The sequence below is a fragment of the Alteromonas sp. S005 genome (assembly GCF_036864475.1).
Classification (GTDB): domain Bacteria; phylum Pseudomonadota; class Gammaproteobacteria; order Enterobacterales; family Alteromonadaceae; genus Alteromonas.
This window is the reverse complement of record NZ_JAZETN010000023.1, coordinates 19805-44427: the sequence shown is the minus strand read 5'-3', so window position 1 is coordinate 44427 and position 24623 is coordinate 19805. Positions and strand designations below refer to the sequence as shown.

General features: G+C 43.9%; 28 protein-coding genes and 1 pseudogene. 19 read left to right on the top strand and 10 right to left on the bottom strand.

From position 1 onward, the window contains the following. Positions 1–292, bottom strand: a 292-nt coding sequence (locus V7R55_RS18435; RefSeq protein WP_334060738.1) for an IS110 family transposase, incomplete at its 3' end; no start/stop codon positions are given. A 233-nt stretch (positions 293–525) separates the two neighbouring features. Between V7R55_RS18435 and V7R55_RS18430 the strand changes: the two genes are divergently transcribed. From V7R55_RS18430 to V7R55_RS18390, 9 genes and pseudogenes are all read left to right on the top strand, one after another. Then, positions 526–759: a ribbon-helix-helix domain-containing protein gene (locus V7R55_RS18430; RefSeq protein ID WP_012517122.1), complete on the top strand. Its 234-nt coding sequence runs from the start codon at positions 526–528 to the stop codon at positions 757–759. Then, positions 746–1009 carry a type II toxin-antitoxin system RelE family toxin gene (locus V7R55_RS18425; RefSeq protein WP_012517121.1) on the top strand — a complete coding sequence of 88 codons (264 nt, stop codon included), beginning with the start codon at positions 746–748 and terminating at the stop codon, positions 1007–1009. Before V7R55_RS18430 ends, V7R55_RS18425 begins: the two co-directional genes overlap by 14 nt. Positions 1010–1130: 121 nt before the next feature. Next, positions 1131–1499, top strand: a complete 369-nt coding sequence (locus V7R55_RS18420; protein WP_334060737.1) for a hypothetical protein — start codon at positions 1131–1133, stop codon at positions 1497–1499. Between the two features lie 136 nt (positions 1500–1635). Further along, the gene (locus V7R55_RS18415) at positions 1636–1959 is read left to right on the top strand and encodes a hypothetical protein (protein ID WP_334060735.1); all 324 of its coding nucleotides are present in this window, start codon (positions 1636–1638) and stop codon (positions 1957–1959) included. Positions 1960–2065: 106 nt separating this feature from the next. Next, entirely contained in the window at positions 2066–2236 is a 171-nt protein-coding gene (locus tag V7R55_RS18410; RefSeq protein ID WP_334060733.1) for a hypothetical protein, read from the top strand. Next, positions 2224–2310, top strand: a pseudogene (locus V7R55_RS18405) (type II toxin-antitoxin system YoeB family toxin); the annotation flags it as partial. The gene V7R55_RS18410 and the pseudogene V7R55_RS18405, both read left to right, overlap by 13 nt. Before the next feature lie 86 nt (positions 2311–2396). After that, positions 2397–2834, top strand: coding sequence for a hypothetical protein (locus V7R55_RS18400; protein WP_334060731.1), 438 nt, complete (start codon positions 2397–2399; stop codon positions 2832–2834). Positions 2835–2958: 124 nt separating this feature from the next. Next, positions 2959–3414 carry a GNAT family N-acetyltransferase gene (locus tag V7R55_RS18395; RefSeq protein WP_334060729.1) on the top strand — a complete coding sequence of 152 codons (456 nt, stop codon included), beginning with the start codon at positions 2959–2961 and terminating at the stop codon, positions 3412–3414. Positions 3415–3438: 24 nt separating this feature from the next. Further along, positions 3439–3768, top strand: a complete 330-nt coding sequence (locus tag V7R55_RS18390) for a zinc ribbon domain-containing protein YjdM (RefSeq protein WP_334060728.1) — start codon at positions 3439–3441, stop codon at positions 3766–3768. Positions 3769–3785: 17 nt separating this feature from the next. Here the strand turns inward: V7R55_RS18390 and V7R55_RS18385 are convergent, their stop codons facing one another. Further along, entirely contained in the window at positions 3786–4643 is an 858-nt protein-coding gene (locus tag V7R55_RS18385; RefSeq protein WP_334060726.1) for a LysR family transcriptional regulator, read from the bottom strand. Between the two features lie 236 nt (positions 4644–4879). Between V7R55_RS18385 and glyA the strand changes: the two genes are divergently transcribed. Beyond that, positions 4880–6136: a serine hydroxymethyltransferase gene (gene glyA / locus V7R55_RS18380; protein ID WP_334060723.1), complete on the top strand. Its 1257-nt coding sequence runs from the start codon at positions 4880–4882 to the stop codon at positions 6134–6136. A 74-nt stretch (positions 6137–6210) separates the two neighbouring features. Here the strand turns inward: glyA and V7R55_RS18375 are convergent, their stop codons facing one another. The 3 genes from V7R55_RS18375 to V7R55_RS18365 form a co-directional block, all read right to left on the bottom strand. Next, a complete protein-coding gene (locus V7R55_RS18375; RefSeq protein WP_334060722.1) occupies positions 6211–7482 on the bottom strand; it encodes an NRAMP family divalent metal transporter in 1272 nt (423 codons plus the stop codon). A 181-nt stretch (positions 7483–7663) separates the two neighbouring features. Further along, positions 7664–8461 (bottom strand): substrate-binding periplasmic protein, encoded by a 798-nt coding sequence (locus V7R55_RS18370; RefSeq protein ID WP_334060721.1) that lies wholly within the window; start codon positions 8459–8461, stop codon positions 7664–7666. Between the two features lie 19 nt (positions 8462–8480). Further along, positions 8481–9596, bottom strand: a complete 1116-nt coding sequence (locus V7R55_RS18365) for a porin (protein WP_334060719.1) — start codon at positions 9594–9596, stop codon at positions 8481–8483. Between the two features lie 353 nt (positions 9597–9949). Between V7R55_RS18365 and V7R55_RS18360 the strand changes: the two genes are divergently transcribed. The 4 genes from V7R55_RS18360 (at position 9950) to V7R55_RS18345 (ending at position 11974) form a co-directional block, all read left to right on the top strand. Next, positions 9950–10204: a Rho-binding antiterminator gene (locus V7R55_RS18360; protein WP_334060717.1), complete on the top strand. Its 255-nt coding sequence runs from the start codon at positions 9950–9952 to the stop codon at positions 10202–10204. Between the two features lie 44 nt (positions 10205–10248). Next, positions 10249–10635, top strand: coding sequence for a VOC family protein (locus V7R55_RS18355; RefSeq protein ID WP_334060715.1), 387 nt, complete (start codon positions 10249–10251; stop codon positions 10633–10635). A 100-nt stretch (positions 10636–10735) separates the two neighbouring features. Beyond that, positions 10736–11047 carry a hypothetical protein gene (locus V7R55_RS18350; RefSeq protein WP_334060713.1) on the top strand — a complete coding sequence of 104 codons (312 nt, stop codon included), beginning with the start codon at positions 10736–10738 and terminating at the stop codon, positions 11045–11047. A gap of 234 nt (positions 11048–11281) precedes the next feature. After that, the gene (locus V7R55_RS18345; RefSeq protein ID WP_334060712.1) at positions 11282–11974 is read left to right on the top strand and encodes a YitT family protein; all 693 of its coding nucleotides are present in this window, start codon (positions 11282–11284) and stop codon (positions 11972–11974) included. A 349-nt stretch (positions 11975–12323) separates the two neighbouring features. Here the strand turns inward: V7R55_RS18345 and alr are convergent, their stop codons facing one another. After that, positions 12324–13400 carry an alanine racemase gene (gene alr, locus V7R55_RS18340; RefSeq protein ID WP_334060708.1) on the bottom strand — a complete coding sequence of 359 codons (1077 nt, stop codon included), beginning with the start codon at positions 13398–13400 and terminating at the stop codon, positions 12324–12326. 188 nt (positions 13401–13588) lie between these two features. Between alr and murQ the strand changes: the two genes are divergently transcribed. Both murQ and V7R55_RS18330 read left to right on the top strand, forming a co-directional pair. Further along, positions 13589–14584, top strand: a complete 996-nt coding sequence (gene murQ, locus V7R55_RS18335) for an N-acetylmuramic acid 6-phosphate etherase (protein ID WP_334060706.1) — start codon at positions 13589–13591, stop codon at positions 14582–14584. Between the two features lie 55 nt (positions 14585–14639). Next, a complete protein-coding gene (locus V7R55_RS18330) occupies positions 14640–16070 on the top strand; it encodes an exo-beta-N-acetylmuramidase NamZ family protein (protein ID WP_334060704.1) in 1431 nt (476 codons plus the stop codon). A 158-nt stretch (positions 16071–16228) separates the two neighbouring features. Here V7R55_RS18330 and V7R55_RS18325 read toward each other — a convergent pair whose 3' ends face one another. After that, entirely contained in the window at positions 16229–17299 is a 1071-nt protein-coding gene (locus V7R55_RS18325; protein WP_334060702.1) for a mechanosensitive ion channel family protein, read from the bottom strand. Positions 17300–17417: 118 nt separating this feature from the next. Continuing rightward, positions 17418–19391, bottom strand: coding sequence for a glycoside hydrolase family 3 N-terminal domain-containing protein (locus tag V7R55_RS18320; protein WP_334060701.1), 1974 nt, complete (start codon positions 19389–19391; stop codon positions 17418–17420). A 220-nt stretch (positions 19392–19611) separates the two neighbouring features. Between V7R55_RS18320 and V7R55_RS18315 the strand changes: the two genes are divergently transcribed. Continuing rightward, on the top strand, positions 19612–20988 hold the full coding sequence (locus V7R55_RS18315; RefSeq protein ID WP_334060700.1) for a Na+/H+ antiporter NhaC family protein: 1377 nt from the start codon (positions 19612–19614) through the stop codon (positions 20986–20988). A gap of 76 nt (positions 20989–21064) precedes the next feature. After that, complete coding sequence (ggt, locus tag V7R55_RS18310) at positions 21065–22783, top strand: gamma-glutamyltransferase (RefSeq protein ID WP_334060698.1); 1719 nt, start codon at positions 21065–21067, stop codon at positions 22781–22783. A 128-nt stretch (positions 22784–22911) separates the two neighbouring features. On the opposite strand, the gene V7R55_RS18305 is transcribed toward ggt, so the two are convergent. After that, positions 22912–23382, bottom strand: a complete 471-nt coding sequence (locus V7R55_RS18305; RefSeq protein ID WP_334060696.1) for a LabA-like NYN domain-containing protein — start codon at positions 23380–23382, stop codon at positions 22912–22914. A 164-nt stretch (positions 23383–23546) separates the two neighbouring features. Between V7R55_RS18305 and V7R55_RS18300 the strand changes: the two genes are divergently transcribed. Further along, positions 23547–24167, top strand: a complete 621-nt coding sequence (locus V7R55_RS18300) for a PepSY domain-containing protein (protein WP_438823608.1) — start codon at positions 23547–23549, stop codon at positions 24165–24167. Positions 24168–24203: 36 nt separating this feature from the next. On the opposite strand, the gene V7R55_RS18295 is transcribed toward V7R55_RS18300, so the two are convergent. Next, positions 24204–24623 (bottom strand): VOC family protein, encoded by a 420-nt coding sequence (locus V7R55_RS18295; RefSeq protein WP_334060692.1) that lies wholly within the window; start codon positions 24621–24623, stop codon positions 24204–24206.

Genomic DNA, 24623 nt, shown 5'->3' with positions numbered 1-24623 from the left:
TTTGTGCAATGGCCAATGCATCATTTTTATCCGTCTTTTGGTTCTGCCTAACAGCTTTGACCAATTTGGCACTAATCAGTCGAGCATCATGACCAGCTTTAATGGCCTGTTGATACCAATAATTTGAAGTAGAGCAAGCTTCAAAGGCTACAGTGACGGGTTTAGATTGAGCTAACCAAAGTGAAAACTCATCGGTACTCATCTCTACATTAGACGTAGCTTTCTTACCGTTTAATGTACAAACCTGAATTATATTTTTTGCTAAATCAACGCCGACTTTAGTACGATATATATTAAGGACTCTCCTTAATATATTTTGTGTGGTAACAAAAATATTACCCCAAACCCTCAGGTGCGGGGGAGTCCAATTATCTCGCTGGGACGCTAATACGCAGGGCCGCTTCGCTATTATGCCCTACGCGTTATCGCCCCTTATTTAAAAGTTAGGTACTCTTGAGTAAAAATTAGCCCAACTGACATTTTAACGCTATAATGTTTTAATGTTACTTAAATGGAGGCTTATTCATGAGTACTTTATCAAAACGATCAACCGTCTACTTCGAGCCAGCAATTCATAATGCTTTGAAACTGCGGGCGGCATCATCAGATACCTCAATATCAGAACTGATTGATGAAGCAGTAAGACTCCTTATGAAAGAAGATCAAGAAGATTTGGCTGCGGTAAGACAAAGGGCCAAAGAGCCCGAAATCTCCTATGAGGACTTGCTAAACACTTTGGAAGCTGATGGAAAAATATAGCGTCACTTTCAAGAAGTCAGTAGCAAAAGATTTTAGGGCAATTCCCAAGTCGGACGTTAAAAAGATCCTCGCCAAAATTGACTTATTAGCTGAAAACCCGCGAAGGGATGGAGCAATTAAACTTAGTGGACTCGACTTGTATCGTATCCGGCAAGGTCTTTATAGAATAATTTATGAAATCCGAGAAAACGAGCTTGTAGTACAGGTGATAAAAGTCGGGCATCGATCCGATGTTTATAAACGTACCTAACAACCCAGTCAACACTTTCACTTCGTTCGTTGGGACGCAAACATGCAGGGCGGCTTCGCCATTATGCCCCACATGCCTGCGCCCGTTACTGGAAAGTTATATGCTAATTGGTACTTAACTCATGGAAGAATTTTTCGCTGGTCTAAGAAAAATCAAGCTTCGTTCTGACAACGTACATGCTGCTCGCTGGCCATGCTTTTATTTAGTATCAATAGGTATCTTTCTTGGCTTATTATTTCCGCCACTAGGATTCATTGCCCCACTATTCATCTACCTTTTTCTCTTTTTATTGCTTCGACTGTCATTATCAACCTGCCCACGTTGTGGTAAACGCTTTTATTCCTTGTTAAACATCATATTCAACGGTAGTTTTTATTCAAAATCAGGTATGTGGGCTGTCTCATGTAATTCATGTGGCTTAAAGTTGAGCGAACTTCCAGAGGTCGACGAAGTTACAATCAAGTCACACAAAGACGAGTGGTTTAAATGAGAAACGCATACAACCCAATCAACTCACTCACTGCGATCGCTGGGACGCATACACGCGTGGCGGCTTAGTTATTATGCCCCACGCATTCGCGACCCATAGCTTAAAGTTATGTTTTTCGAGAAAAGTTTAAATTAATATGTGTCGTATCAAGTTTATCTTAGTTTTAGGTCTTTTTTGTTATGGATGTGCTAGCCCACAGACGAAAACCAATTGGGAGGCCACTCTTACTGATATAGATTTGCTGGCATCTAAAGCGACCCGTTGTCTGGATTCAAAGTCTCAAAAAAGTATATTTTGTAATGATTTTGCTTTTTCATACAAAAATGGAGGCTTAGAAAGCATAGAGGATTTCACCGATAGCCTCTCTAAAATCTATAAAGAAGATTTTGACGCTGGCGCTAAAGCAACCGAACAAATTTTAAAAATTATAGAAGCGTTTGTATTTTTGACACAAAAATAACAAACAACTCTAGCCATTCACTGGGACAATAACACAGGCTCTGGCGCTTCACTCGGTATTATAGCCTACGTATTTTTGCCCGGTATGCGGGCCGTTAGGTGTTTCTGTGATATCCGAATATTTTGATAATTGGGAAGTAAGAGAAGAGTTTTCTCAAGAATTCATTTCCTTATGGGATGGTTGGCTTGGTCAAAATGAGTGTTATAAACTTGATGAAGTAACCGAATATGAATGGGAAAGATTTAATCAACTAATAAGATTGCTTCATACAGAATAGATGACACTAACCGTTTGGTATATGCTGTAGACGATACAGCAATTACGATTATCTCATGTCGTTATCACTACTAGTAGCTGGCAGCTAACAGTCCAATAAACTCACTCGCTTCGCTATTTGACCTACGCGTTTGGGGTGTTATGTGCCAAAAGGAATTTGAATGCACAAGAATAATCAACTAATAATCGCTGGCAGTTTAAGCATCTTCGCTGCACTACTTCATATCAGTTGTATTTTTGGCGGTCCTGACTGGTATCTCTTTTTTGGTGCTGGTCAACGCATGGCTCAACTCGCTGCTCAGGGCGACCCTTACCCCACAACCGCAACTTTGGTTATTGCTTCAATTCTTACTGGCTGGGGCTTATATGCTTTTTCTGGTGCAGGCATCATCGTCAAATTACCACTCCTAAAAACCTGTTTATCTTTAATTACTGCCATTTACTTGTTGCGTGGTGTCGCAGGCTTAGTTGGACCCTTTTTAACTTCAGATCCTGTGGTGCACCAAAATTCAATAACCTTTTGGTTAGTCAGCTCAATTATATGCTGTATTTATGGTACGTTTTATTTATTGGGCACAGTAAAGTTATGGCAGCAGTAAAAAGTGTGCTGGCACATACACAAAATCAAGTACGCTCGCTTTTATAACATGGTTAAACCTTTAAGCATTTAACCACCAGGCTTTTATAGTCGCCTATTCCCAAAACATCTGAAGGACAAAGTACATGAAGATTATAATTGATGATCTTGACGGAGGAGATGTACTAGCGCTCTTGGAAGAGCATTTGTCAGATATGTATGCAACGTCGCCGCCAGAATGCGTGCACGCGCTAGATGTTAATGCACTAAAAGCACCTAACATTACTTTTTTTAGTGGTTGGAAGCAGCAACAGCTAGCAGGTTGTGTCGCTATTAAAGCTCTTGATGCGCAAAGCGCAGAGCTGAAATCTATGAGAACGGCAAAACCCTATAGAGGGTGTGGCGTGGCTTCTCAGTTATTACTTTTTGCCTTAGAACATGCGAAAATGAAAGGGTTTAGCTCGGTAAGTTTAGAAACGGGAACACAAGACTACTTTTTAGCGGCAAGAACGCTTTATAAAAAGTTCGGTTTTGTCGACTGCGGCCCTTTTGGTAGCTATTCGCTTAACCCTAACAGTCACTTTATGACCCGAGCGCTTTAATTTAGTATTTTAAGAGAATTCCACATGTCACTACCTCCTTGCCCGCATTGCCAGTCTGAATATGTATATGAAGACCAATCTTTACTTATTTGCCCCGAATGTGGCCACGAGTGGAACCCAAATGAGATTGAAGAGGAAGTCTCTGCAAAAGATTATAACGGTACGCCGTTAGTTGCTGGTGACAAGATAACACTGGCAAAAGATTTGAAAGTAAAAGGCAGCTCGCTTGTGCTTAAAATTGGTACCAAAGCGGTTATCCGTCATGTAAAAGATGCCAAAGACCACCAGCTAGACTGCAAGGTAGACGGTGCTGGTGAAATGATGCTTACCGCGCAGTTTGTTAAAAAGGCATAGACAAACAAGATATCACTTTAGAAGTTAGCAACCTCGTTAGTAATAGTTTCGGTCAGCAGGCTAATCGCTTTAGATGACACTTTTTGAGGGTTAACTAAGCAAACGCCTACATGTCCAAGTTCGGGTAAGTTTTCTGAATTAGATAAAATATGTAATCCTGACGGTACTGAGCTTTTTGCCAGTACCGTAATGCCTAGCCCTTCATTAATAGCAGTTTGAATACCGTTCAAATCTGCAATGGTGTATACCACCTGCCACGGCTTTTTAATTGCGGATAAAAGATTAGTGGCGCGCTTGCGATAAATACACGGTGAAGGGGCTGCAATAATAGGGAGTTTAGCAGGCACACTGTTAACAAAGCGCTGACTGCCTACCCATACCAGTTGATCTGAAATGATAAAGCCATCCTGCTGTGGATTTGGTGTTTCCTGTAGTGACAAAATTAAGTCGAACTGACTTTTTAACGGTTCGCTCAACAAATCTTTGCTTAGCGCGCAATGTACTTCCAGCGATATTTCCGGGTAAGTTTGTGTGAACCGTCGAATAATTTTAGGCATAAGCGTGGTGCTAAATTCACTGGGAATGCCTAACTTAATATTTCCAGTCACTTGAGGCTTACCGAACTCAGCCATAGCTTGGTCGTTAAGCGCTACTATTTTCTCACCATATGACAATAAGCGACTACCAGCGCCGGTAAGCGTTAAACGATTTTTGTCGCGAGAAAATAACTTCTCACCAATCATTTCCTCTAGTTTTTTAATTTGCAGGCTAATTGCAGGTTGAGTACGTTGCAGCTGCTCGGCACATTGTGTGTAGCTTCCCGTCTGTGCGATAAGCACAAACGAACGCAGGAAATCTATGGACAAGTTTTTCATTACTTTACCTTACACCTTCTTTATAGCGTCAACTAGACACTGACCTTTCACCAACGAATTTTAAAAGCTCACTCAGTCGGTCGCCCCACATCGGACAATACTCAAATAGGCAACACCGTGCCAAAAGCACAGCCCACACATTTAATAAAATTATAATGCCATATTATTTATTAATTTTATTTATTCATTTTGCACTTCTAGTATCGAACACACAACAACGAAAATTAGGAGGCAGCATGAATACGCTAAACCAAAACCTTAACCAGCAAGACCCAGATATCGCCCAATTTGTTGCACAAGAAAACGAACGCCAAGAGCATCACATTGAGCTAATCGCATCAGAGAACTACACCAGTAAAGCCGTTATGCAGGCTCAAGGTAGTCAATTAACGAATAAGTATGCAGAAGGCTATCCGGGTAAGCGCTATTACGGTGGCTGTGAAGCTGTGGATAAAGTTGAGCAGCTTGCTATCGACAGAGCCAAAGCCCTGTTTGAAGCTGATTATGTTAATGTTCAGCCCCATTCTGGTTCGCAAGCGAACACTGCGGTTTACATGGCACTGCTAAGCCCTGGCGATACCATACTCGGGTTAAGTCTTGATCACGGCGGTCACCTAACCCATGGTGCAAAACCCAATTTTTCAGGCAAGCTGTACAACGCCATTCAATATGGGCTAAACACCGAAACCGGTGAGATTGACTACGACCAAGTGGAAGCGTTAGCTAAAGAGCATAGCCCAAAGATGATCGTGGCAGGGTTTTCAGCTTACTCTCGCGTTGTCGACTGGCAAAAGTTTAGAGAGATTGCCGATAGTGTAGGCGCGTATTTGCTGGTAGATATGGCGCACGTAGCAGGTCTTGTCGCAGCGGGTGTTTACCCCTCGCCAATTAATGCTGCGCACGTGGTCACTACCACGACTCACAAAACATTACGTGGCCCTCGCGGCGGGCTTATTATGTGTAAGTCTAACCCTGAACTTGAAAAGAAGTTTAACTCACTTATTTTCCCGGGAATTCAAGGTGGCCCGCTTATGCACGTTATCGCGGCTAAAGCTGTAGCGTTCAAAGAAGCCATTACAGCAGAATTTAAAGCATATCAAAAGCAAGTGATTACTAATGCGCGCGCTATGGCGGACGTATTTATGAAGCGCGGATTTGATGTGGTATCTAACGGTACTGACAACCACATGTTTTTGCTCAGTCTGGTTAGTAAGGGAATGACCGGTAAAGAGGCAGACGCCATTTTAAATAGTGTAAACATTACCGTTAATAAGAATACTGTGCCTAACGATCCACAGTCGCCTTTTGTGACAAGTGGCATTCGAATAGGTACACCAGCGGTGACTTCTCGTAATTTTAGCGAAGACGATTGTGCTCAGTTAGCCAGCTGGATTTGCGATGTGCTATCAGCACCTGAAGACAATGACCTTATTCAGCAAGTTAAAGACAAGGTTGCTACGCTAACTGCTGCCCGCCCAGTTTATACTAAGTAAAACTTAGCGGTTAACAAAGAGCGAACTCGTGTGTTGCAGGTAGCTACCATCACCCGTCACACGAGTTTAGCTCGTTAGCTAAACCACTTCCACCAAACGAATATCAGAAGAAACCCAAACAGGTAGACCAGGCCTAGCAAACTAAGTAACTTTACTACTTTATTGGGCGCTGCATCAGGATGCAGCTTAGTTTGCGCCACTAGCTTATGATTTAACCAAGCAAACATGGGCGTGGTCACAAAAGCTAACGTCATCGCGAAGCCTAACATGGCTAATAGAGCAGACTTGAAAAAGAGCACAATGATAAAGCTGAATATTGCCATGAAGATTAATACTGGTGTCACAAGTGTATTGCGAGTTGCCTTATCTTTGTTAAACAGTAGCGCAATTGCTTCTGCAACCACTCGCGCATAGCCGTCATATACGGTTAGCGCCGAGCCGAAAATACATAAAAACGCTACCACCGCGATAAGCAGATGCGCCCACTCCCCGATGGTTGAGGAGTACATACTGATAAGCTGATGAGAGAAACCGATTCCGCTAGTACTGAGTTCTGTGCCGCTGCCATACAGGATTAACGCACCTAGCCCCAAAAACAACAGGGCAAGTAATACGGTTACCGTGTAGCCCAAGTTAAAATCGAAAAGGGCAGACTTCGGCGTCACCGCTTGACCCTTGCACTGTCGCTTTAACCAAAGAGAAGTAATAGACGATATTTCGATAGGTGCCGGCATCCATCCCATTGTTACCACCAAAAAGCCTAATGTGGCGAGCGTCCACGGCGAAGGTTGCCCTTCGGCAGGCAAGGCTGGCGCGGAATATTTATTAAGTGCAACGATAAACACTGCGATGGTTGCCACCACAAGCACGCCCATTATGCCTTTAGCAATATTGTCGAGCCCTTCAAAATGCCCTGCCAGTAAAATTAGTAATATTAGCGCTAGCACTACAGAGGCAGACACCGCTATAGCAATATCAAATGGAATAAAGTAAGACAACAAACTTGCTGCAAACAGTAACAGTGCCGCAGCATTAACTACCGACGCAATAGTGTTTAGGCACAAAGCAATGGCTAAATAGCGTTTACCCATTATTAGATACCCTTGCTGCAGGGTTTGTTTCGTGCTGATGGTGTAACTTACGCCAGCCCTGAAAAACGGGTATTTAAGTAGGTTTACCACTAATATGAGAAGCGCTAACTGCCATCCGAACTTCGCACCCGCCTGAGTTGAGGCCACTAAATGGCTTCCACCTACCGCCGCCGTTGCCATAAGCACACCAGGACCGAGTAATTTTAGCAAGGCGGTAACGCGGGCAAGGAAGGATGTTTCAGCTGAGTACGACAAGGCAACCTCTAAATGGGCATTAGAAAATAGCCGTTAACCATATCAGGTTACTAATCAGCAGAAAAGATACTAAGCGATGAGAAAGCAGCATGAATAAAGGTTGCGAACCACATTTGATTCGCAACCTCTTTTTCAACTTGAAAAGTCGTGGATTAGCACGCGTTTAAAACACGGCTGTGTGTTAGCGTCGGTCGAAATTCACCTTTCTCTGCGGATGCTGATAATAACCCTCTTTTAGCAGCCGCTTGAAGCGAGTTAATTTTCCTTCCAACGTTAGCTCTTCTAGTCCTTTATTAAATAAAGACAAAATAAGCTGGCTATCGCCTTGCCCCTTAGGTACTAACAAATGCGTAGTTACAGTGGAAATAAAGGGTTTAATAGGCATAACGTCACGACGGTCGCCACTGTTGAAGTCTCGCTGTAGCAAATACCAGCCGGAAAGCTCATCAATAGGAAAAACATCGATATCACCGTTTATCAAAGCTTCCAAGTTTGCTTTATCAGTCTCGCGCTCAACAACGTTTTTGTTATCTTTAATGAAGGCAGCAAGCTCATCATTATACAAATACCCTTCCGTCACACCCATTTTAAGGTCTTGCATATCGCTAAGGTCACTCCAACTATCGGGGCCTTTTTCGGCGTTAACATAGAACACCAAGCTTTCTGCGCTTATCGGGTTGCTGTGGAAAAATTCACTTTCTCGAGAACGTACAAAGTTGCCGTAAGAAACTGCATCATATTCGCCCTTTAAGGTAGCTTCTAAGGCTTCTTCCCATGGTAAGGATACGAACTCCACCACAACGCCCGTCTCTAAGAACGCATCGGCGATAATATGGTTTATGTAACCTTCGTGCTGCATTGCGGTTGACGTATAAGGCGCATATTCTGTGGTCGCTATGCGCAGTTTCATCCATGAATGGGCAAAACTTTGCATTGGAATTAGCGCTAGTATAAATGTCGCTATAAGTAATGATCGCATGTCAAAGTCCTGTTAGTGATTAGAAGTAAATGCCAAGGTTAATGTTCAAGCGGTGAGTAGTTTCTTGTCTACCGCCTAAGTCTAGCCCAACGCCTGGGCCTCCTGAAAACCACATGTTTTTTCCTTGAATGCTATCTACATATACAAACAATTTATCCCAGCCAAAGCTACAGCCATTTATCCACTGTGAAGAGTTTTTCCCCTCATTTCCTTCGCCTTTAGCCACACTGTATTCTGAATAGCAAGTGAGTGATTCTATGTGCGTAAACTTATATGGCACAGAATACACAAGGTTTGCTGAATAAGTTTTACCATCAGCAGCCGCCAGAAAGGGAAAGGTAAAGGAAGATAGCGCGATACGGTCGTCTGCCTGCCCTTCAGGTGCAGCCAAATCGTACTCGTAGTCGATATACTGTAACTCAACTTTCACGTCACCTTGGGTGTGACGCATATGAACGGCATAAGCATTCATATCACCATCGTCTAACGTATCTAAGTTTAGAATGTTACCGTACTGATACGACACACCGATATCGGTAGTCGCACCGCGAATAAAATTGGCTGAGTAATTAGCACGTAGATTGTACTGCCCATCTTCTTTATTTCGGTACTCTCCGTCATCTGCAACATCAAACGAGTAACGTCCAAACTCGGCAGCGTCATTGTACTCATCATTCATAAAGTAAGCGGCTTGAAAATCCCAATTGCTCCATTCATGATTTATTTTAACTCCAGCATCGTAGTCATCTTCGAAGCCTAGATAGTAGTTAACTGAAAACCAAAAGTTGTTGCTGGCAAAGGGCTGTAGGCCAAACGGGGTTTGTGTTATGCCTGCGGTAATTTGGGTTTGTTCATCAAAATGGTATGTAAGGTCAGCGAAGCGAACAGTATCGAAATCAGTATTTTCGTACCAACGGTATTCTGCTTTATAGCTAAACTGGTCCGACTCGCCCGCCACGCCAAGTTTGAATGATTCAAATTCGAAACCATCTCGAAACTCGGGGATTTGCCAGTCTTGATGACCGTAATTAACTCTAACGTGACCGCTTAAATTAAAGGGAAGCTCGTCGGCTTTTAAGACGCTCGAAGTGCATGCAATTGAAACTAAAGAAAATGCGGATAGTAGCTTGTTCATTACTGTTCCTGTATTGAATTTTTGGCGGGAACCCTTTGCTAAAAATTGCCTCTAATGAGCAGAGGGACGTCTAAGCGCTTAGGTATTTCGCGCACCAAAATAAATCCTTCAGTATTAACAATACTGAGCAAACCTTAAAAAAAGATCATTTGTTAAGATTTGACTTCTGTGGTTTTTAGCTGAGAAAGTTTGATGCCTTCAAAGGCGGCGGCATTTAAACATTGGTCGCTAAATGTTTAAAGCAAAGTGGAATGAACGTACGATAAATCAATAATTTTTTGCCGTGAACGCCAATACTAATTCAAAAATTGAGCACTGCCTCAAAAGCGATTATTCCAATATTAGGAAAGCCTGTGAATATAGCCTGTCAGCTTTATGACTATATAGAAATAGCCTGCATGTATAAACTTGAAGTGAGCGCAATTTTAAAAGATGGTGAAATGAAAAGCGGCCATGCACTGAACACTGCTATAGATAGACGCAGTGATGTGCCGATAGAATGCATACAAATGCGTATTAACGGTAATGTAGAAAACGTTGCCCTTAATGAAATCGCTCAGCTTCATGCAATAACTGATAACCCGCATTTCAGTTCGGTGAGCTTTTAGGTAGTATGCCGAGCACGCTAGCCTTTTTGAACTGAACCACATTTATGACACAACACCTTTCGGCTATTACATTCTTTGTAGACGATTACGACACCGCAATTGAGTACTTTACAAGGATTTTAAATTTTACCCTAACTGAAGACAAAGCGACCGGCGAAGATTCGCGTTTTGTATTAGTAACGCCGCCAACCAGTAAAACCAGCTTGTTACTAGCGCAAGCTAAAAATGACGTTGAACTAGCGCTTATTGGTAACCAAGCTGCTGACAAAGTATTTTTAATTTTAAATACCAATGATTTTTGGCGAGACTTTAACGAGATGAAAAATAAAGGGGTGGTGTTTTTAGAAACTCCCCGTGAAGAGGCCTATGGTACAGTAGCCATCTTTAAAGATAAGTTTGGCAATAAGTGGGATTTGATCCAAACCACTTAATAGCGCTTTATACATATGCGCCTTGCTAATACCGTCTTTGGCGCGTTCCGTGCAACAAGGTTTAATCACAGCCAGTAAAAACGTAGAGGAGAAGTAAAACGTGCAGGCCATGAAACGTTCTATTATTGCTGACGTTGTCGCAATAGCGGCAATAGCACTTTTGATCACTATTACGTTTTACTGGATTGAAGCAAGACGCGAAGTGATTATCCTCTGTGACAACTTTACACCAGGGGTGTCGAAGAAAAGCGTCGAACGCCAGCTAGGCACCGCAGATTTGTTACTTTGGGATACTGAGTTTATTGCAAATGGCAGCAAGATTGAAGCATATAGCCCACTGCATTTGGGCATAATGAAGTGCAGTGTAGAATTCAATAAACAAGATATTGTGGTGTTTTCTATCGTTGAGTAACCATCCACCCTTTAGATATGAGCTAGAACGCTGAATACTTTTAGCCATAAAGCTGAACCACCCTGGTGCAACGTTTACATCGCTGCAACACCCTATTCACCCGCACGCTAAAAGTCGTAAAGGCAAACTTACCTTCACACTTTTATCCTACTGACTTAACTTTTCATCTTGCTGTCACCAGGTGTGCTGTAAACGTATAATTACGCCGTGTCTTCTTAACGCAAAATCTCTCTTATGCAAAAAACAAAACACAGTGTCATCGAGGATGTTTTCGCCCTGATAAGCGCCGGCTTGTTTGTTGCTTTTGGCGTATATCTGTTTCAGTCTCAAGATCTAATGGTAGGCGGCGCTGCAGGTCTTGCGCTATTAGGTACTTATGCTTTTGACATGGACTTCGGCTTGTTATTCTTTTTGATTAACCTACCTTTTTATACCCTAGCATGGACGCAAATCAGCAAGCGTTTCACCATCAATACATTTATTTCTGTAACCACAGTTTCTGTGTTAACTGAACAAATTCCGGCATTTGTAGATATTAGCCACGTTAACCCGTTTTTTGCGGCGGTATTTGGCGGTATTTTAATTGGCGTTGGCATGCTGATGATGTTCCGTCACAGCTCTAGTTTAGGTGGCGTTGGCATTATGGCGTTCTACTTACAACAACGCTTTGATATTAGGGCAGGGACTTTCCAATTAACCGTTGATAGCTGCATATTGCTTAGCGCGCTGTTTTTTATCTCTTGGCCATTAGTGCTTATCTCGATACTCGCGGCAGTTTGTTTAAATATGGTTATTTCGCTTAACCATAGACCTGAGCGTTACTTCCCGGTGCCGGGCGAAGACAGTTCAAAAAAGGCTGACGCGAAGCGTGTAGAAAACAATGAACACAGCAGCTTAGACAGTGAGCTTCACGCCCAAAACGGCTGATATAAGTAGTCAATAAAAAGCCCGGTTAGGCGCAACCTAACCGGGCTTTATTGTATCTTTTATTTGTATTCTTTGACGCCTACAACAAACCTATTGCTTCTTTTGAACAGGTCTTGACGGTCGACTAACTACTCCACGATTCACTCTCGGACGAGAAAACGAAGTACGCATACAAACCTCACTTATGAGTTGATGCCTAGAACAGTTGGAGGCGAAATATTCACCGCAATCCTGAAACCAAGCCTTCACAGTATAGGCTTAAAGTGGGGGTAAAAGTCTCATTCTTTTAATGAATAGTGCTTCATTAAAACTTATATACAGTTTAGCCAAACTGGCACTGCGTTGATAACTAGAGGTATTTTACAATACGTGGCACACGCTGAGAAACGCGAGTCATTAATTCGTAGTCTATCGTGCCTGCATTTGCGGCAACTTCCTGAATAGACACATTCCGCCCCCACAGTTCTACTTCATCGCCCACAGCTACGTTGTCGATATGCGTCACATCAATGGTGATCATGTCCATAGATACACGGCCTACCAAGTAAGCGCGTTTACCCCTAACCATGACTGGCGTACCATTTTTACAATGTCTAGGGTAGCCGTCGGCATAACCAATACCCACGGTTGCAATTTTGCTGGGTTTACTCGCCACCCAGGTTTGTCCGTATCCAACACCCTCGCCTGCCGGTATTGTTCGCACAGCCAATACGCTTGAACGAAGGGTCATAGCTGGAGTAATTTCAACATCAATGTTTGGTGACGTCGAAACCGCTCCCCCGTAAACGCCAACTCCCAAACGGTTCCACGCATTTCGACTTTCGGGCCAATTTACCGTAGCCGGTGAGTTAGCCACGCTAGTAGACAAGCCCAGCTTTCCAACCACCTGATTAAACTCATCCATTTGAGCATTAGTGAAACTGTTATCCACGTCATCGGCACACGCAAAATGGGTAGCAATAACCGTGTTATCACTTAAAAGGTGACGATATTTAACGGAAATATCTTCGATATCTGAAAGCGCAAAGCCTAAGCGATGCATACCGCTATCTACTTTCAACCAAATGTGGGGCCGCTGCTGTTCAGGGCACTTTTCTAGCCATGCAAGCTGCTCTTCGCAATGCATAACCAAAATGCAGTTATGCTGAAACGCCATTTGGCACTCTTTTGCCTGATGAGCCCCTTCTAGAACAACTATTGGCGCGGTAATTCCCGCATCGCGAAGGGCAACAGCTTCTTCGATAATAGCTACGGCAAAACGCGAAGAAACATGCTGAAGGATGCGCGCCACATTTACGGCTCCATGACCATAGGCATCAGCTTTTACCACCGCCATAGACTGACTTGATGGCGCTAGCGCGGCAAGGGCTTTAAAATTATGGAGAATGGCATCAGCATGAATAATAGCTTGCGTTTGTCGGCTCACAGAAAAACACGTTCCTTAAATGTTTAATGGGGAAACATATAAAGTCGAAGTGTACCACGAGAAGCGCACTTGGGGCGCAGGATTAATATTGAAAAACCTGATGTATAACGCAAGGTTTCTTATGGTTTAAAATACCGTTATGCTTTGCGCTTGCTTATTATGATAATTTCGTAGCTTCAAGGTTCCTCATGTCTTCGCATCCTCATTCTACTTCTGCACCTTTCGCAAACGCCAGTATTAAAAATAACGCGGCAGGTGATAAGCCTACCGTCAACGAGTTAGCTCAGTCACTGAATAAAATTGTTTCAGAGGGCAGAAACCCAGACACTTTGGATATAGATACGCTAGGTACCGAAGGCATTCTTACCCGCCTTAACAACGAGGACGCGAAAGTCGCAAACGCGGTAGCACTTCAAATTCCCCTAATAGCAAAAGCGGTTGATGCCGCAACCATTAGTATTAAAAACGGTGGAAGGCTTATTTATATCGGTGCTGGGACCAGCGGGAGATTAGGCATTCTGGACGCTGTTGAGTGCCGCCCTACCTTTAGCGTGCCCGATGAAATGGTTGTGGGTGTAATAGCGGGCGGAGAAAAGGCCGTTCAGCACGCTGTTGAAGGCGCGGAGGATAATTTTGGTGCGGGTCGCACTGACCTTGAAAGTTTATCACTAACACAAACCGATACAGTTATTGGTATTTCAGCTAGCGGTCGCACGCCCTATGTAAGCGGAGCCTTAGAATATGCCCGTTCTCTTGGCTGTTTTACCGGCGCAATTGCGTGTAGTCCTAACGCTGCTATTTTTGAGAATGCTGACGCGGCCATATGCCCCGTTGTCGGCCCTGAAGCACTTACCGGCAGCACACGCATGAAGTCGGGTACGGCCCAAAAGCTTGTACTTAATATGATTAGCACAAGCACTATGATTAAGCTGGGAAAAACCTACCAAAATTTGATGGTAGATGTGAATGCTACTAACGAAAAACTAAAAGCTCGTGCCCTTCGCATTGTTATGCAGGCGACCGACTGTAGTGAAGATGCCGCTTTAGCAGCGCTTAGTGCATGCAACAACAAGGCAAAAGTCGCCATTTTAATGGTACTAACAGGGCAAACCGCAAAGCAGGCAGCCGCACAGCTAAGTGCTAACGATGGCTACTTACGTAAAGCCGTAGAAGAAAGCAAGTAGCTAAGGCGCTGCTCTTCAATAAGGGACTGCAATAAGGGATTCCGGTTTAACCAATATGAGTACAAATATTACACGTAATACCAAGAGCGCATTTATTATCTTGCTGGTCAGTTTTTCCTTCCTAACCTCATGTGCTCAAAACAGCTTATCTACTCATGTATATACAACCGATAGTGACAGTTTAAAAGCAAAACAGAGTGTGCTGACTAATGAAGATTCGAACGCTAACCAACTTGCTGTAGGTGCTGAGCGCTTTTCAAGATACCTCCCTGTGTTAGAAGGTAAGCGAGTTAGTTTGGTAGTGAACCAAAGCTCTTTAGTTAGAAATGATTTGGTTAGAGAAAATAACTTAACGGGTCATTTAGGGCCATCAAAAGCAAATCAACCTTATCAACATTTGGTCGATGCCTTATTGCAACGTAATGTTGACCTAGTAAGCATTATGTCGCCGGAGCACGGATTTAGAGGAGACAAAGGCGCAGGTGAAAAGGTTGGTAGCGATATTGATGCTAAGACGGGTTTACCTATTCATTCGCTTTACGGGTCAACCAAAAAGCCGACAAAGGCTATGCTGGAGGACACCGACGTAATTATTTTCGATATTCAGGATGTGGGCGTACGCTTCTACACTTACTTAAGTACCTTACACTATGTAATGGAAGCCGCCTTTGCCCAAGGCATTCAGGTTGTGGTGTTAGATAGACCAAACCCCAATGGTCGATATGTCGACGGCCCAGTGTTAAAGCCAGAATTCTCGTCGTTCATCGGTATGCACCCTATTCCCGTTTTGCACGGCATGACATTAGGTGAACTTGCTCGAATGATCGTGGGAGAACGCTGGTTAGATATTGGGGCAACAAGCTACAAGAACGCAAAACTTACCGTAGTACCGGTAGAAGATTATAAACGCACTGCGCGATATTCCCTGCCGGTGGCACCTAGCCCTAACTTGCCAAACGATTTATCTATCCAGCTATACCCCACGCTATGCTTTTTCGAGGGAACCGATGTCAGCATCGGTCGCGGCACTGATTTTCCTTTCCAGCTTATTGGCCACCCTGATGTTGTTTTCGGTGAGAACCAAATACCGGTAAAAGCAAATAGTGCTGCGCCTCATCCTAAACATGAGAATACCCTGCTTAATGCACACGTATTTACTTACGCTGATCCTAATATTTCTAAAAGCTATAGTCCTAAGCCAGTTATTAAAAACTACTCACCTAGTGATGGCTTAGTTATCGGTACCTTGATAGATGCCTTTTCTCGTTTTTCTGAATACAACAAGATGGTCAGCGCCAGTGGTGACCCTGAAGAAACCTTCTTTACTCGCCCAGATTTCTTCGACAAATTAGCGGGTACCGATGCGCTACGAATTCAAATTCAAGCCGGTAAAACGCCTACAGAAATTCGCCAAAGTTGGCAGAAAGATTTAAATAAATTTAGAGAAATACGAAAGGCCTATTTGCTTTACGACGACACGGATTGATCGACAGATAAACACCTTTAGCTTTGAGAATTTGAGGTATCATATCAAGGTAAATGTGGAAGAAGTGTTAGCGATAATAAACTTACCACATAATATGTAAGTAAATACTCACACCTACATAACCCCATATTTAATGGAAGCTAAAAAGTTAGTGAAAACTAACCTTCTTCATTTTTTGTTTTTACCAAAGCTGCGAGCTGAGCTTCAGCGGTGGCTTTTTGATGTTTAAGCTCATCTCTGTTTTCGCCGTCACTCTCAGCGATTTTTGCATCAATATCGGCGATCGTTTGCATCAGCGTTTCTTTACTTTTTTCTTTTTGCTCGGCCTCTTCAGCTTTGTCAAAAATCACGTCTTCAGGAGATGCTTCTTCTTGTTTAGTGTGGCCGGGTGATTTCGCTATCATCTTCAAACCGTCAGGCTGAGGGCGCTGATTCACAAAACTAGGAGAGACGATTTCAATATCGGCATTGTGCAAAGCGTCGAGTACAGCCTTGTGAAGTCGTGAACGCGCACTCAGCAAGCTTTTTACTTCGGTAAGGAGGCCTGAAACACGATAGCTTACTGAAAAGTCGCCTAACCCAACTACTTGTACAAAAGGCTCTGATAGCTGTGCATTTTCAGCTGCCACAAGTAAGTGCTTTTCAATAAAGCTGTGATGAATATCGTAACCTAAGCTAATATCGACATTAACAATTGCACCAGACGCTCGGGTCACTGAAACAGGCGAATTCACCATCAGCGTATTGGCAAAGGCAATCAGTTCTCTGCTCTCAGTTTGAATTTCAACATCGAGCAAGCCCATTTCGGTAACGCGACCGCTGTAGCCTTCCACCTTAATAAAGTCACCAACTCTGAAGGGTCTGTTTACCCGAAGCACTATTCCCGCCATCAGGTTGCCCACCATGGTGGTAGAAGAAAAGGCAATCACACCTGATATAAGAACGCCGATAAGTGCAATAACTTGATTTCTAGTACTCTCACTTACAGGGAGCGTCATCGCAATTACGACAGCGCCAATGATAGTAAGTACCAACATTCCTACTTGACGCGGTAACTTCTGCTCACTAGTAAGATGGCTTTGCTTGGCTAGCAGAAGGTAGTGCAGTGCGATGAGCGCGCCTATTACCAAAACAATAGCGAACAGGAGCGGAACAAAAGGGAACAACGCACTTAATACCGTATCGACTAATGAAGTTTGCGTAGCGCCTGATGTATTTGTTGTATTCACGGTATTTCCTTTTGAAATGGCTTTTGAAATGGCTTTTGAAATGACTTTTGGCTTGGCTCTTTGTTCGCACTTAAATGGGCAATATCTTTGGTTTTGGTCTCTGCTTTCGCGTGGCCACCTATTTCAACGAAACAGGTGAACGTCCCTCAGCAAGCGCGCTTCCAAGTAATACATCAACCAATGCATTAAGACTATAGCTCGTAACGTGCTGTTCTTCTTTGTTACTCTGCGGTGTAATGTTCACCGCATAACTAAATGTAGCAATAGCAACATCGGCTAGCTCTTTCACGTCATACGCTTTGTATGGCATGCGCAGTGGAGCAAAGACCACGGTTTTATTCTTTGCTTTCGCAGCAACCATTATTTTTTTGCTAAATGCCATCACCTCAGTTTCGCTTGCGCGTCGTTTTACATGCTCAGGTAAATCGACTCCTCCTAATTCATAGTTAGCATGGAGCGGGCTAATATTGCCAACCACCAGCACGTCAGCTTGTTTTAGTAGATTCATTGCTAATTGAGTTTTAGGTAACGCAGTTAACGGCAAACACGCAAACTCTAGAGGCCTATTGTTAACATTCGAACGAGCACGCGTAAGCGCGGCTTCAAATGCTAAACATCTTGCCGCATCTGGCATAAGCGCCAACCAGCGATTTGAAGTTAATGGCAACTCATCCTTCCCGAAGAGTACAGATACCGACGATTTAGAAAGCGCTTTCTCAATTTGAATCCCTCGGTTTTTCAAACTGTTAGGGTTATTCATTGAAGCATTCTCTTTCGCTTCACTGAGCCACCATGACATGGGCTTGGAAATAAAATTTTGCAAAGTAAAGCGCTGCTTTGCTTTAACAATACGATTATGAGACGTTTTCAAGAAAGCGCTTTCCAACATTCGATTTGCAGCATTATCCAAAAGTAACGCGAACTTTTTTATGTCGTCTTGGGTTCTTATGGTGAACGGCATAAGCGCAATATCAGCACCTGCGCTGAATGCACTGACTAGTGCTTCTTCATGGGAGAAAAACTGAGTAATACCTGCCATGTCTAACGCGTCAGTAACGATAAGTCCTTGATATCCTAATTGGTTGCGAAGCAAATTGCTTAATATCTTCTTCGACAAAGTAGCAGGAGCTATTTGTGACTTACCATGCTTATCAATAATTGTCGTATCATCTAAAGACGGGTACTGAATGTGTGCACTCATTACCATTGCAGGAGGCGTTGCACTATTAATAATATTTGCAAAAGGAAGGATGTCACCCGCCATAGCTTGCGCTTTGCTATGCACTACTTGCGGCAGGCCACTGTGGCTATCTACATGGGTATCACCATGGCCTGGAAAATGTTTGATAGCACTCATTACACCGTTACTTTGCATAGCACTGACAAATGTCTGCCCGAGTGCGGCTACCTGCTCTGGACTTTCCGAAAAGCTGCGTACGTTAATAACGGGGTTCTTCGGCTCGCTATTTACATCAACCGACGGCGCAAAATTGGTGTTTATTCCCAGCGGTAAAAGCGTTTGGCCAATATGCGATGCCACACTTTGCGCAAATGCGCTGCCTCGCTGATGAAAAGTGGCGCCAATGGCCATGTTACCCGCAAAGGGCGAGAGCATGTCTGAAGGCAACCTTGCTACTCTGCCCCCTTCTTGATCGACAGCAATAAATAACGGCTGACGACCTGCTTTTACCATATGCTGCTGCATGGTGTAATTGAGCGTAATTAACTGCTCAGTATTTTGAATGTTCTCTGAAAACAAAATAACACCGCCGATGTTGTGCGTACTGAGCACATTTAAGAGTGACGGTGGAATTACGGTCATGGGCGTACGGCAGCGCGAAGACGGCGTATTGTCTTCACAGAAATAGCGAAAATCCAAAATGATTTTTTGCCCTAGCATGTTTTTTACAGCGCGAATTGTTTCGGCATCAGCGCTGGGCTTAGGATTATTCGAAGCGTTAGCACTTCCAGATTGAGGGGTTGCGCTAGCAGTAAACAGTGAAGCACTTAATAAAATGAGTATGCCTGACAAAATAGCGCTAAGGCCCATCAACGAAGCACGTTTTTTACAAATAACTTGCTGGAATAACAATGTTTATCTAATCCTTGGTAACACGAAGCACAATACGGTACGCTAGCATAAATGAGAGAAGCATGTTCGCCAACTTTGAACTGTATTCACACCTTCTCTTACGCGTTAGTTTATATAATTTGCTACGTGAAAAGACATACCTGTAGGGCACGCTGAACTTTAGAAAAAGATCCAAAGCAGCAGGTCCTAAGCACACATAAATTTAAGTTTGGAAAGAAGTATGGATTGGATGTCAGTCATCCCCCCTCTTGTGGCTATTGCCGTCGTTTTTTGGAAAAAAGAAGTCATTTTAGCATTGGCGCTAGCCGTTCTGTCTGCCGAAGCCTTAATTCTAGTAAATGCTGATATCGCAACCAGCTACATGGCCCCGATTAATGCCATAGAGCGTGTAGTTGATACCGCTGCCAGCCCAGGTAACACGCGGGTGCTTATTTTTTCTGTACTAGTAGGCGCATTACTGGCTTTCATTCGTGATTCTGGTGGCGTAACGGCAACGGTCAATTTTCTGGTTAACAAAGGCGTGGCGAAAAGCCGCAAACAAGTAGGCGGTTTAACCATGTTTACTGGTATTGCCGTCTTCATAGAATCGAACTTAAGTGTGCTTACTGCTGGTATTTTCGCCCGAGGTCTGTTTGACCGTTTCGGCATGAGCCGCGCGCGCTTAGCTTATATTATAGATTCCACCAGTGCGCCCGTTTGTATTTTGATTTTATTGAACGGCTGGGGGGCATTTATACTAAGCCTACTCGACGCCTATGAGCTACCCGCTTCGTCAGCTTCCATTTTATGGGGCAGCGTATTTTTTAACTTTTACGCTATTTTCACCTTACTTATTGTGGCCTACACTATTTCCGCTGATAAAGTGCACGGCCCTATGGCTGAAGAAGAAAAAGCGCTGTCTCATGTTGAGGTAAATCACACAACTGAGCCTGCAACTAAAGCGCGATTTATGTTGGTCCCGCTGCTGGTAATGGTATTAAGTATGGTTGGTTTCATGTTCTGGACAGGTAACGGCGTTTTATCTGAAGGCAGCGGCAGCAAATCAGTTCTTTATGCTACAGCTCTTGCTACTGCTATCGCTTACGGCCTGCTTCTCGTTCATAAACGTTTTACTCATAAAGAAGCGGTAGACATAGGTTTTAAAGGGATGGGTGAACTACTTCCTCTAGTTACCATAGTGTTACTTTCATTAACCTTGGGCAATAGCCTTAAGGTGCTAGGTACAGGCGTATTTGTGGCGGGAATTGTGGGTGAATACCTTCCAATGGTGCTGATTATTCCTATGTTGTTTATTGCCGGCGGGATCATGTCTTTTACCACAGGCACGTCATGGGGTACGTTCGCCATCCTTATACCTATCGGTGTACCATTAATTCAGAGTTTAGGGTTGCCGCCTTCTCTAGTTATTGGCGCTATATTGGGTGGCGGTATATTTGGCGATCACTGTTCGCCTATTTCCGATACCACAGCCGTATCTTCGCTAGCTGCCGGAACTGACGTATTAACGCACGTTAAAACCCAGTTCCCTTACGCACTATTTGCCGGCGCACTTACGCTTATTGCCTATTTTGTAGCAAGCTTGATCATGCTTGGTTAATGCCGTTGATTAAAGGTTGCTGGAAGTCAGTTGCTAATCGCAAAGGTTTAGCAATGTCTGTAACAAGGAGTTTTTAATGAAAAAGCGGATAGCTAACATCGGGGTTATCTCGGTAATAGTGGCATTTATTTCAGTAGTGGCAGCGTGTTCCCATGCGCCAAATCCCCCTGTTGATAGTGCTAGCAATAACACAGTAGGGCTTAGCCAACAGGCGGTCGCCATGCCTGACAGCTATAGTGCCGATGCTGCAATGCAGGTACTCCAAGAAGGCGGCAACGCAATTGATGCTGCTATTACGGCACAGTTTGTCTTGGCTGTTACTCTACCTGAGGCGGGCAACGTAGGCGGTGGTGGCTTTATGACAATAAAGTTTGAAGATAACACCGACTTTCTTGATTACCGAGAAATGGCACCTGAAAATGCGCATCGCGATATGTATCTTGACGAGCAAGGTAACGTAAAACCCTATGAGTCTTTGTTTGGGGCTAAAGCGTCTGGCATTCCTGGTACCGTTGCTGGCATGTGGGCCGCGCACAAAAAATACGGCACATTGGATTGGGAGCGTCTACTTGCACCAGCCGTTGATTTGGCCGAGCAAGGTTTTGTGGTTCACGAGAAGCTGGCTAATAACATTGATCACTATATTGAGCGTACTAAAGAAGCAAGTATCAATAACAACTTTAGCGAGTATTTTGAACACGCTAAAGCAGGCACTACCTTCAAACAGCTAGAGCTAGCGAAAACGCTTAAATCTATTCAGCAACAGGGAAAGGATGGTTTTTATAAAGGCGATGTAGCAAAACATATTGTTGATTTTATGCAGCAAAATGGCGGCCTTATTACCTATGAAGATTTGCAGGCTTACAAAGCCGTGTGGCGCGAACCTCTTCACTTAAACTGGCAAGGTTATGAGTTGGTGACCGCACCCCCTCCAAGTTCAGGTGGCGTTGCCGTTGCCCAGTGGATTGGCATGCTAGAAGCCTATGACGCAACGCACGATTTGCCAGCGCAAAACAGCACTGAATACATTCACGTTATGTCAGAAATTGGTAAGCGTGTGTTTGCCGATCGCGCTGAATACATGGGCGACCCTGACTTTGTTAGTGTTCCTGTAGAAGCGCTCACTGACGCTGACTATATTACTCAACGCGCAGCAGATATTCAGCCTAACAGCATTTCTGATACCCCAAGCGTTCAGCCTGGCTTGAAAGAAAGCGAAGATACAACTCACTTCTCGATTATGGATAGATGGGGTAACGCGGTTGCCAATACAACGACCATCAACCTCACTTTTGGTAGCGGTGTTGTTGTGACTGGTGCTGGCTTTTTGTTGAATGATGAAATGGACGATTTTAGTGCTAAGCCTGGAGTGCCTAACTTCTTTGGCGCAGTGGGTGGCGAGGCGAATGCTATTGAACCTTACAAGCGCATGCTGTCTTCTATGACACCAACTTTGGTCACTAAAGATGACCAAGTGGTTTTGGTAACTGGCTCTCCTGGCGGCACTACCATTATTTCGTCAGTAACTCAGTCTTTACTGAATGCCCTGCTTTACGATATGAGCGCTGAAGAAGCCGTGAACTCACCACGTTTTCATCACCAGCTGTTGCCCAAAGACACTATTCGTATGCACGACGGGTTTACAGAGGCAGCGGTAAATGAGCTTAAAGCCATGGGCTATACCATTGATAACCGTCGCTTTGGAGATGTGCATTTAATTAAGCGCACTAAAGAGGGGGTAGAAGCCGCATCTGAAAAAAGCGGCCGGGGTAAAAGCCTAGTACAACCGTATTAGTACAACCGTATCAGCACAGGGCTCTTAGCTGGTCCTCAACAGTTGAGCCACATTAGCTGAGCACCATTAGTGGTGCTATAGAGGCTCAGCGTTAATAGTTTAACCTTGAACAAGGTACAAGCTGAAAACTACAGCAACAGCGTGGTGTCGATAGGCACATACTTAGACGCTACTTTTTGAATACTTTCAGCCGTTAATGTGGGAACGCCGTATACAGTTACGGTTTTCCCTTTTCCTTTAAGGGCGTTTACAAGAATATCGAAATCGCCGTCGCCAGACACCAGAATGATCTCATCAACATCGTCGGCGTGTTCAAGTGCATCTACCGTTATACCCACATCCCAGTCACCTTTTGCCGACCCGTCGGCGCGCTGAATGAAAGGCTTTAATTTTACTTCAAATCCAATAGCGCGAAGAATGTTTTGAAATTCACGCTGTTTGCTGTCGCCCCTGTCAATGGCGTATGCAAAAGCATGGGTTATATCAAGGTTATAGCTGAGTTCACGCCAAAACCGGTTGTAATTAAAGTTGCGTTTGTACGCCTGACGACAGGTGTAATATACGTTTTGTACGTCTACAAGCAATAAAGCTTTTTTCAAAACCACTCTCTTTATCGATTTACTCGGTTAATGTTTTCTGATGTTATAGCCTTTTGCCAGTAAAACCAAAAAACGTGATGATGAAGTTTATGCGCAAAGCGCACAATTACCTGGGCTTAATACTATTTGTACAAATAGGTCTATGGTTTTTAAGTGGCTTAGTCATGGCCTGGTTACCTATCGATGAGGTAAGGGGTAATCACTTAAAAAATAGCATCGCCACATCCTGGCACAAAGCTGCGATCTCCCCCTCAGATATATTAAGTGAGCACGGTCGCTCAGCGTCGCTTTCACTCACCTATCGCGTTAATACCTCACAATCCTCGCTCGATGCCATCCCTGTTTATTTTGTCGTGAATGGCGATAATACTTATCGCTATAGCGCGTTAACTGGTGAACGATTAGACGCATTGCAGGAAAGTGATGTGCGAAAAGCAGCTAAAGATCAATATGCAGGTAATGGTGACATTGTTGCGGTGCGGCGGTTAAGTGAGCTACCGCAAGAAGTACAAAACTTGTCAGCCCCTTTGTGGCAGGTTAGTTTTAACGACGAGCTCAATACTCGGTTTTATATCGACCCGAACACAGGCAGCGTCTCGCGCGTACGCACCGACACCTGGCGCCTATTTGATTTTATGTGGATGCTGCACATCATGGATTATAAAAACAGGAGCAACTTTAACACGCCTTGGCTTGTTGCTTTCTCTGGCAGTGCCTTCCTATTTACCCTCACAGGAATTGCGCTGTTATATCAGCACTTTAAACCTAAGCGGAAAACGCGCTAGCCTAAGGCCCGTATTTCTTTAGCATAAAGGCCCTAACTATTGCTGAGCAAACAGCTGATTAATATCTGCGAACGCTTTGAACTCTAGCGCGTTGCCGAAGGGGTCTTTGAAAAACATGGTGGCTTGTTCGCCCGGTTTTCCTTTAAAGCGAATATAAGGTGCGATAACAAACTCGGTATCGGCAGCCTCTAATTTACTTGCCAGTGCTTTCCAATCGTCCATGGTAAGCACAACACCAAAGTGCGGCACTGGCACGGCATGGTCATCTACCCCATTATACGAAGGCGGCGATGGCATGGCCTCTACACAATGGGTCACTAATTGATGACCGAAGAAGTTCCAGTCTATCCACTGAGTGTCACTACGGCCCTTTTCACAACCTAACAACTTACCGTAGAACGCTTCAGCATCAATTAAATTAGTGACCGGTATAGCAAGATGAAAAGGTTGAACCAT